Source organism: Desulfobacula sp., from assembly GCF_021107415.1.
On sequence record NZ_JAIOSW010000370.1, the window covers coordinates 1 to 7,497 of the forward strand.

General features: G+C 42.0%; 8 protein-coding genes. All 8 read right to left on the minus strand.

The features are described from left to right. Positions 1 to 92: 92 nt before the first annotated feature. Positions 93 to 806 carry a DUF1573 domain-containing protein gene (locus K8S13_RS18590; protein ID WP_291464866.1) on the minus strand — a complete coding sequence of 238 codons (714 nt, stop codon included), beginning with the start codon at positions 804 to 806 and terminating at the stop codon, positions 93 to 95. 14 nt (positions 807 to 820) lie between these two features. Continuing rightward, entirely contained in the window at positions 821 to 3,100 is a 2,280-nt protein-coding gene (gene pabB / locus K8S13_RS18595; RefSeq protein ID WP_291464868.1) for an aminodeoxychorismate synthase component I, read from the minus strand. Between the two features lie 10 nt (positions 3,101 to 3,110). Further along, positions 3,111 to 3,731 (minus strand): MBL fold metallo-hydrolase, encoded by a 621-nt coding sequence (locus tag K8S13_RS18600; RefSeq protein WP_291464870.1) that lies wholly within the window; start codon positions 3,729 to 3,731, stop codon positions 3,111 to 3,113. Between the two features lie 20 nt (positions 3,732 to 3,751). Next, positions 3,752 to 4,168, minus strand: coding sequence for a transcription antitermination factor NusB (gene nusB, locus K8S13_RS18605; RefSeq protein WP_291464872.1), 417 nt, complete (start codon positions 4,166 to 4,168; stop codon positions 3,752 to 3,754). A gap of 8 nt (positions 4,169 to 4,176) precedes the next feature. Beyond that, on the minus strand, positions 4,177 to 4,665 hold the full coding sequence (gene ribE, locus K8S13_RS18610; RefSeq protein ID WP_291464873.1) for a 6,7-dimethyl-8-ribityllumazine synthase: 489 nt from the start codon (positions 4,663 to 4,665) through the stop codon (positions 4,177 to 4,179). Positions 4,666 to 4,711: 46 nt separating this feature from the next. Beyond that, a complete protein-coding gene (locus tag K8S13_RS18615) occupies positions 4,712 to 5,914 on the minus strand; it encodes a bifunctional 3,4-dihydroxy-2-butanone-4-phosphate synthase/GTP cyclohydrolase II (protein WP_291464875.1) in 1,203 nt (400 codons plus the stop codon). A gap of 16 nt (positions 5,915 to 5,930) precedes the next feature. Next, positions 5,931 to 6,596: a riboflavin synthase gene (locus tag K8S13_RS18620; RefSeq protein WP_291464877.1), complete on the minus strand. Its 666-nt coding sequence runs from the start codon at positions 6,594 to 6,596 to the stop codon at positions 5,931 to 5,933. A gap of 16 nt (positions 6,597 to 6,612) precedes the next feature. Then, a partial coding sequence (ribD, locus tag K8S13_RS18625; protein WP_291464878.1) for a bifunctional diaminohydroxyphosphoribosylaminopyrimidine deaminase/5-amino-6-(5-phosphoribosylamino)uracil reductase RibD occupies positions 6,613 to 7,497 on the minus strand: 885 nt, incomplete at its 5' end.

The window sequence follows — 7,497 nt, forward strand, 5'->3', positions numbered from 1 at the left end:
CGGTATCAAACATGACACCGTCACAGTCAAACACCACTGCTTTGATTTTTTTAATATCCATAATTAATTTTAGTAAAAAAAGTCCTGTAAACTTAAGATTTTAGTTCCTGTTTTTTAAAAAAAATGGCATATACCCTTATGGTGAGTGTGGGCTTGTACCGGCTGTCTGTTTTAAGGGTCAGCACATCATAAAAGTCATTTGCTTTATCTGATATACTTTTAATCTTTATCTGCCAGGATTTCTCATCTCCTTTTGGTTCAATAAGCTGTGCTTTAATTTTTGTATTGATCTTTTGTTCCATCCCTAAAATTGAAAACTTGTACTTTTCAGAAGGGGTTATGGTCACAACGGATTCCAGGGTATCTCCCGGGTTTCCATCCAGGTAGACCGATGCAGGCTTAATATCAACAATTTTTTCAACCGGTCCTGTGACAACCAGGTTGAATTTTCTTTTTTTAGGATCATCGGTCTTGACCAGAATGACTTTTTTCATGGTCTTCCCGCCGTATCCATTGGTTTTAAAGCTCAGCTTTATTTTGCCTTCCCCGCCCGGGGGAATTTCCCTGTCAAAGGAGTGCTTGTCACAGCCTCAGGGAGGCAGGACATTCTCAATATGAAGAAGGGCATCACCTTTATTTTTAATGATAAACTCATGGAGCACCTGAACCCCTTCCGGTACTGATCCGAAAATGAAAACCGGATTGTCAATCTTAACTTCGGGGTTAACTTTTTCTTGCGCCATGCCTTGGTAAGCCAGGCAAAATACAATAAATAGTATTGCCATAATGGTATTTATTCTTTTCATAATTTGTTCCCTCTTTAGCTTATCAGCTCACAATCAAAAAGCTGTTCATTGATCATGGAACAGATCTCTTTATCCTGTTCTATTTTTTCCCCATCAATGGTCAGCACTTTAACAGCCCCTATTAACGCATTGGTTAATATAATATTGGGATATGAATAAAACTTCTCTTTGGGCATTCTCTTTTTTCGGATATCATACCCCTTGTCCGATAGTATCGTCAATACAGATTTTAGTGTCACACCGTCCAGAACATGATCGGATTCGGGTATTATCACGGTTTTGTCCTTTATAGCAAGAATACTTGCAGTATTTGTCTCCGAGACTGTGAGATCGGGATTTAAAATAATGGCTTCATCTGCATCATGCGCTTTGGCAAACCGGCCTGCCTGGTCATAATATAGATAATTCAAAGTTTTATAATCGGCTATTGGCGATTGCCTGGAAAAGGAATATGTGACAAGGTCCAGGCCCTTTTTATCCAATATTTCAAGCCTGTGAGTATACTTTCTTGCAAAGGCAGCCAGAAAAACTTTCTTGCCACACTCCTGTTCATCCTTTGATACGAGAATTTTAATGGCAAGCAATTTGTCCTGAAGCTTGTTTTCCCTTATTAAAAGGTTGATCACATCTTCCCAGGTAATATCAGGAGGTGTATCAGAAAAAAGATCTGCCCAGGCTCTGTTCAATCGCAATACATGATCTTTCAGGCGGAATATGGTTCCCTTATCCACGCGAATGGTTTCAAAAAGGCCTGCCCCGTATTGGAATCCATGACTTGTGGCAGATACGCTTGCCTGATCCTGATTAATGATTTTCCCATCCACCCAGGCTTTCAGCTTTTGGGTACACTTCTTTTTTATAGTACCGGAAAGAGATTCCATCAATGTTTTCCCTTTATCAAGGGTTTCCTGGAATTCTTTTTCCGGGTCTGAATCATATACAATGCCCCCGCCAACAGAAAAAAAGACTCTGTCATTGACAATAGTAGCTGTCCTGATGGCAATGGAGAGGTCCATGGTATCATGGAAACTGATATAGCCGATGGAACCGGTATAGATATGTCGATTCACCGATTCCAGTTCATCGATAATTTCCATGGAACGGATCTTAGGGCAACCTGTGATAGACCCTCCGGGAAACGTAGCTTTTAAAAAATCAACTGAGGTTTTATCATCTTTAAGTTCACCTTTCACAATGGAAACAAGGTGGAAAACATTTTCATAGGGTTCAAGACGTTTATGCTCTTTAACAATGACAGAGCCGTGTTTTGTCACCCGGGAAAGATCGTTTCGCATCAGGTCAACAATCATGGTCAGTTCGGCATCATCTTTTTTACTCTGGGTGAGTTTTACTCCATTTTCCCGGTCCTGTTCTTTTGTACTTCCCCGTGCAATGGTGCCTTTTATGGGTCTTGTTTCAACGCATCTGCCCTCCTGCTTGATAAATCTTTCAGGGGAGGTGGACACGATTGTATGGTCGCCGGCATGGATATAACTGAAAAAAGAAGCTGGATTTCGCTCAAACAAATCCAGGAATAAGGAATAACTATCCCCTGAAAACCCGGTTTCAAACCGCTGGGAAAGATTGGCCTGGTAAATATCACCAGCCCTTAAATAATCAATGATCTTATTTACCGAAGTGATATACTCAGGTTTAGACAAACTAGATTTAAACCCTGAGCCGTCTATGGAAAAAGATTTTCTTTTGACATTCTTTTTAATTCTGGCAAAGAAAAAATTTTTAATGTTTTGAATAGTCTCATCTGTCTGTTTAAGACTTGCATCATCAGACAGCACAGGAATGCAAAGTCGGGTCTGATCTGTAGTTTTATCCTGGACAAGGATGATGGAAGGAGCATACAGGCATAAATCCGGCAGAAAGGTATCCATACAGGTTCTGGGAAGTTTCTCAATCCGGTCTTTTAAATCATAGGAAAAATATCCAAACAAACCCGCATGAACCGGAAGATCCAAAGAGGTATTATTTAATTTGAATTGATCCAGCAGAGCCTGAATGACTGAAAATGGATCATGCCGGACATGGGTTTGTTTTCCCATATATTTAATGGATAATAGGTCCTGTTTACTGCACACCTCAAGCCAGGGTTTTACGGCCAGTATATGATATCGGGAGCAGTCAAGGTTTGAGCCGGATAATAAAAGTACCGTCCCGATATCCCTTGCAAAGGATGCGGCTATCTGTTCAAATGGCCGGTCAAGCTCAATGGCTTCCTGATGAACATCTTTTAAATAAGGAAGATGTTTTAGCAACTCATTCATCTTAAGACCATTCATCTTAAGACCATCATCTTAAAAAAGGATTCATTCTCTTTTCATTACCTATGGTTGTTTCCGGGCCATGGCCGGTATACACAATGGTATCATCATCAAAAATTAGAAGCTTTTCTTTAATATTTGAAATCAGCGTATCATAGTCGCCCCCGGCAAGATCTGTCCTGCCAATGGAACCGGCAAACAAGGTGTCCCCGGAAAAGAGATGACCCTTGGTATAAAGACTGATACCGCCTTTAGAATGACCGGGCGTGTGGATTACCTGCAATGTTATTTCACCAAAGGTAACTTCATCTCCGTCTTTTAAAAGAATATCCGCAGGCGGTGAATTCTCTGATGCCAGTCCAAACATCAGAGCAGACTGTGAAAGCTCGTGCAGCATGGGTTCATCCTCGGGATGAATGGCAATCTGTGCCCCTGTCGCTTCTTTCATTCTTTTATTGGCACTCACATGATCAAAATGCCCGTGGGTATTGATCAGATATTTTACCTTTAAATTGGACTTTCCAAGCTCCATCAGGATTCGATCTGCATCATCCCCCGGATCAATCACAACTGCCTCTTTTGTAGATTCACATCCTAAAATAAAACAATTGGCCATAATCGGACCAACTTCAAGTTTCTTTATAATCAAAACAACCTCCTATATTCAGGCTATTCAAAACCTTCAAGGGATTTGATACGGTCCAGCACACCATTGATAAAAGAACCGGAATCCCTTGTACCGTATTTTTTCCCAATTTCAACCGCTTCATTTATGGTGACACTGGGGGGGATATCAGAGTGCTTCAAAAATTCAAATATTGCAATCCGCATGATGTTTCTATCCACCACAGGCATCCTGGAAATTTTCCAGTTTTTTGAATACTTGTTTAAAAAAGCATCGATTTGAGAACTATTTTCCCTCACACCCTCTACCAAATCCAGAAAGAATGGTTTGACTTCCTGCGTGAGTTTTTCTTCATTGTTGGCACAGAATGCCTCAAGGCTTTTATCAGAAACAGATTTATCCATATCAAAGAAAAAAAGTGCCTGAAGTGCAAGTTCCCGTGCCTGCCTGCGGTCACCCATAATCTTATTTAACCTTTTTTAAGGCTTTCAGTTTTTAAACTTTCCGAAAGATTTGCCATTTCTATAGCACCAAGGGCGACATCAAAACCTTTATTGCCGGCTTTTGTCCCGGCCCTTTCAATGGCCTGCTCAATGGTTTCTGTAGTGAGAATTCCAAACATCACCGGAATATCGGCGTCAAGGCTAATGGATGCAATGCCTTTGGACACTTCCGCGCACACATAATCATAATGGCTGGTGGCACCTCGAATGATGGCTCCAAGACAGATAATGGCATCGTATTGTCCATGGTTCAGCATTTTCTTGACTGCCAAAGGAATTTCAAAGGCCCCGGGAACTTTTAAAATGGTAATATCCTTATCCTCTGCCCCGCTTCTGATGAGCGCATCAAGAGCACCTTCCACCAGTCGACCTGTGATAAAATCATTAAAACGGGAGGCAATGATTCCAAACCTTTTACCCTGGGCCTGTAAACCTGCTTCTATAATTTTTGGCATTTTTCTTTTCCTTATATTATGCTGACAACTTTAATTGAAACATTGATCACATATGGAGTAAATGTCCCATCTTGGCCTGCTTGCATTTTAAGTATCCCTGGTTATAGCTATTGGGCTCAACTTCAATGGAAACCTGTTCAACAACGCTCAATCCATAGCCTTCCAGACCGATCATTTTTTTTGGGTTGTTGGTCAGAAGCCGCATTTTCCTGACACCCAGATCAACCAGCATCTGGGCACCCACACCATAATCTCTCATGTCGGCCTTAAAACCGAGTTTTTCATTGGCTTCAACCGTATCCAGACCCTGGCGCTGATATTCATAGGCTTTTAATTTATTCACAAGACCGATACCGCGGCCTTCCTGACGAAGGTATAAGAGAACCCCGCTGCCTTCTTCTTCCATCATGGCCATGGCTTTATAAAGCTGCTCCTGACAGTCGCACCGAAGGGATGAAAAAATATCCCCTGTCATACATTCTGAATGAACTCTCACCAGGATTTCTTTTTCAGGGTCAACCTCCCCTTTCACCAGCGCAATATGGGTCAGGTTATCAATATCGTTTTCATAGGCAATGATCTTAAACTCTCCGCCAATCCGTGTGGGGATCACAGTCTCGGCCGCTCTTGTGACAAAACTTTCTGTTTTAAGTCTGTATTTTACAAGATCAGCAACTGTGCAGATGCCTATACCATGCTTTTTTGCAAATTTTTCCAGGGAGGGCATCCTTGCCATGGTGCCGTCATCATCCATGATTTCACAAATCACCGCAGCAGGCTTCATCCCTGCAAGACGGGCCAGATCAACAGATCCTTCTGTCTGACCGATCCTTATCATGACACCACCGTCCCTTGCCCTTAATGGAAAAATATGTCCGGGTCTTGCAATATCGTTAGATGTAGTATCATCCGCCACCGCCGTAAGGATGGTTGTTGCCCGGTCTGCTGCAGAAATACCAGTGGTCACCCCAATTTTCGCTTCAATGGATACGGTAAATCCGGTTCCATATTGTGAGGTATTCTGGTCCACCATCATGGGCAGATCCAGCCGGTCTGCAATAGTGGAATCAAGGGGAAGGCAGATCAGTCCCCTTCCATACATGGCCATGAAATTTATGGCTTCAGGGGTCACAGCTTCTGCTGCCATGGTCAGATCACCCTCGTTTTCACGGTCTTCATCATCCACAAGGATGACCATTTTACCCTTTTTAATATCTTCAATCGCCTGTTTAATTGTTAAATGCAGCATATATAAATCCTTAAAGTTATAAAAATCCGTTCCTTGCGAGAAGTTCCATGCTGATATCTTTTTTCCCGTTGGGCAAAGCATCATTTTTTGAAAAACTTCCCTTTAACATCTTTTTTACATATTTCCCGATCATATCGGTTTCTATATTGATCTTGTCACCGACCCGTTTTAATCCAATAGTTGTGATATCTGCGGTATGAGGAATAATACTGACCTGAAAGTCTTTATCAGTGCATTCATTGATAGTCAGGCTGATCCCTTCAATGGCAACAGATCCTTTTTCAATCATGTCTGCACCAAGCTTAAACGGAACATTAATTTTGATGATCACGGCATTGCTCTTTTTTTTTATGGAAGCAATGGTTCCTGTTCCATCAATGTGTCCCGAAACCAGATGGCCGTCAATTCGGTCTGACAGCTTTAATGCCCGTTCTATATTGACCCTGGAACCTGACACCAACTGCTTAAAAGTTGTCCGTTCAACGGTTTCCGGCGCCATATCCACTTTAAAACTATTTCTATCAAGACCAACCACAGTAAGACAAGCTCCGTTTACAGCAATAGAATCTCCAATTTTAGTCCCGGACAAATCCAGATCACAGCCGATGTGGAGCACTCTTCCCTCCCCGCTGGGCTTAATCTGCTTTATGGTTCCAAAACTTTCAATGATTCCTGTAAACACCTGGCTTTATTCCCTCTTATTTTAAATACCCCTGCACAAGAATATCATTATCAAACTGGGTAACCTTTGTGTTTTTAAGTTCAAAGGCATCCTTTATCAGCTTGGGACCATGACCTTCAAACACAGGAATGCCGTCGCTGCTGCCTAAAAATTTGGGTGCCAGAAAAAACAACACCTTATTTACAATCCCGGCTTTAAGTGCTGATCCTGCCACCACGCTTCCGCCTTCTATCAAAAGGCTTAAAATTGACATCTGCCCTAACTTAATCATCAGTTCATTTAAATCAAGTTTTTGTTCCTTTACCGACACTTCGAGATTTTGAACCCCATACCTTTCAAGCAGGGTTTTTTTCTCTAGGGAAGCACCAGGGGCTGTAATAATAATAGTTTTGGCAGTGGAATCCTGGGTGAGCACCTTTGCGGTTTCGTTGATACTCAAATGGGTATCCAAGATGATTCTTACGGGATCTTTTGTTGCAACACCGTCAATTCTTGATGTAAGCGACGGGTTGTCGGCGTGCAGGGTTCCGGAACCCACTAAAATGGCATCCACTTCATGACGGATCTGATGAACAAATCCTCTGGATTTTTCATTGGTGATCCATTTTGAATCCCCTGTTACGGTTGCGATTCTCCCATCCAGAGTGGATGCACATTTCAAAATCACAAAGGGTTTCTCATCATTTTGACTATACCAGATAAATTCTTCAATCAGAATTTTGGCTTCTTTATCAAGAATGCCGCAAATCACCTCAATTCCATTGTCCTGCAGGTACTTTATACCGCCACCGCAGACTATGGGGTTGGGATCTTTACAGCCCACCACAACTTTTTTTATTCCGGCTTTGACAATTATACGGGTGCAGGGTGGGGTTTTTCCAAAATGATTACACGGTTCAAG

What these genes read in the sequence shown, in the direction of transcription:
- pabB (WP_291464868.1), bottom strand. Translation starts at nt 3,100, where the DNA reads ATGAATGGTCTTAAGATGAATGAGTTGCTAAAACATCTTCCTTATTTA.
- K8S13_RS18615 (WP_291464875.1), bottom strand. Translation starts at nt 5,914, where the DNA reads ATGCTGCATTTAACAATTAAACAGGCGATTGAAGATATTAAAAAGGGT.
- ribE (WP_291464873.1), bottom strand. Translation starts at nt 4,665, where the DNA reads ATGCCAAAAATTATAGAAGCAGGTTTACAGGCCCAGGGTAAAAGGTTT.
- nusB (WP_291464872.1), bottom strand. Translation starts at nt 4,168, where the DNA reads ATGGGTGACCGCAGGCAGGCACGGGAACTTGCACTTCAGGCACTTTTT.